Genomic DNA, 2,028 nt, shown 5'->3' with positions numbered 1-2,028 from the left:
TTAAAGGCCATTTACGGCGCTGATACCCTTGAGATGGCAGAGGCCAATCTTGAGCACTTTGATGAGACTTGGGGCAAAGATTACCCGCACGTGGTTAAGTCTTGGCGCAATAACTGGGAGGGCTTAACGGTGTTCTTTAATTACCCTAAAGACATCAGAAAAGCCATCTATACCACCAATGCGATAGAGTCGCTAAACAGTGTGATTCGGACAGCGGTGAATAAGCGTAAGGTGTTCCCCTCTGATCAGGCAGCATTTAAAGTGGTCTATTTAGCAACTCAGCAGGCATCCAAAAAGTGGTCTATGCCCATTCGTAACTGGACGTCTGCTCTGAATCGTTTTATGATTATGTTTGATGACCGTATCAGTAAGCATTTAATCTAAAGGGCAGTTACACAGAATCTGGGATGGGCTCACTTTATCTTATCTATCGATTTAATTTTATCCCTTACTGTCTTATGATTATCATTTTTATAATGGTTCATATACAAAGTACTAGCTTTATTATAATACGGAGGATCGAAATAGAATATAACGTTATCATTGGCAGACTCTAACTCAATCTTGTCAATTAAATCTACAGCGTCTTGCCCGTACAAGTTTATATTTTCTCTGTGTTGAGCTATATTTTTTATACGTTTAATTAAGTCGGCTTTGTTAAACCTACAATCCATAGGATACTTATCTTGTTGATCGATACCTCCCATCAATCCACCTTGAATAATCCCTGAACGATTAGTTCTATTCTGGTAAAAAGTGGAGAACCCTAGATCTAACAAATCTGAATCGGCTTTATTATTTTGAACTTCTCTTTGCTTTCTCCATTCATCTACATCAAGCTTAGCGTTCTCAATTAAATTGCAAAGCTCATCTGTTCTATACAATACTGAATGCCAAAAAGCATAAATTGAACGATCTTTATCATTTATCGTTATTTTTTCAACATAACCTTCCATAAGTAGGAAAAGAGCTACTGCTGCTCCTCCAGAATAAGGCTCTACATAATGACCTGTAATTTCATTATCCATACAAACTTTAGCGATAAAAGCAGATAGCCTTGCCTTACCTCCAGGATATCTTAAGGGAGAATAATACATTTTATAACTTACTCATATCAAGTGAGGTTATCAGAACTGATTCGTCTTCTAGCATAAAATCGATTAAGACTACTAGGTTATCACACAAAGTCTTTGCATCATTTGGAATTGCGCCCACATGATAATTATGTATTATTTGATGTGAACGTTGAAGATCAAAATCGTTTAAAGCTGTCTTGATACCTGTGTCTATCACGAGACTAGTAAATCTTTTTTTCAACTCTTCGAAATTAGTAAATCTCCCCTTTCTAAAGGCAGGATCAAAGTAGCTCGAATCCTTCATAAACTGACCATTTGAGTTCTTAGTATTTTCTACTACAAACTTTAAAGTACATTCAAAAGATATACGTGTTAATGCAATTTTTGCATTCGCAGAATCATTTTCTTTCAAGTTATAACATTCATCAATTAGCTTCTTCAAAGCTGGTGGAATCTTCTTTCTTTTAAGTGTAGGCCTATTTTTTACACTATACCTCAAGTTTGCACTAGTGGCATTGGTATTCGTAGCATTGGTATTCGTAGCATTGGTATTCGTAGCATTCGCATTCGTAGCGTTTGGTGCAAACCCACAAGTTTCCAAATCTGTTAAAAAATTTTCAATACTCATGCTTTCTATGGTTCTAGAAGACGTTTTTGGATTTTTAATTAAGTAGTCGACAATTGTATTGATGTATGATCTAAATACAGCTGCATTGTTTATTGTTATTTCGTTTGTATCCCTCTTAAAGCTATATCCACACTTATTCCTTAAAGCAAACATTCGTTCAAATATATATGTTTTACCACCAGTCTCGCCTCTACCTTCTCTTACCAATTTTTTAAAATCTTCTCCTCTAATTTTAGATGCTTCCTGATATAGTAAGTTTAATATAAAATCGATACAGCCCATATCATGAAATAGTTTAGGCAGATTATTTTCCATCCATTCTTG

At 35.5% G+C, this 2,028-nt stretch carries 3 protein-coding genes; 1 reads left to right on the top strand and 2 read right to left on the bottom strand.

Going from position 1 to position 2,028, the window contains the following annotated elements:
• Positions 1–384: transposase (locus JMX82_RS14075; RefSeq protein WP_201540994.1), on the top strand; the 384-nt coding region annotated here is incomplete at its 5' end.
• Between the two features lie 29 nt (positions 385–413).
• Here JMX82_RS14075 and JMX82_RS14070 read toward each other — a convergent pair.
• A complete protein-coding gene (locus JMX82_RS14070; RefSeq protein ID WP_201540993.1) occupies positions 414–1,097 on the bottom strand; it encodes a DNA adenine methylase in 684 nt (227 codons plus the stop codon).
• A 1-nt stretch (position 1,098) separates the two neighbouring features.
• Positions 1,099–2,028: hypothetical protein (locus JMX82_RS14065; RefSeq protein ID WP_201540992.1), on the bottom strand; the 930-nt coding region annotated here is incomplete at its 5' end.

Source organism: Psychrobacter sp. 1044, assembly GCF_904846525.1.
Lineage (GTDB): Bacteria > Pseudomonadota > Gammaproteobacteria > Pseudomonadales > Moraxellaceae > Psychrobacter.
Note: the sequence above shows the minus strand (reverse complement) of the source record. Positions and strands in the feature narration are given on the sequence as shown.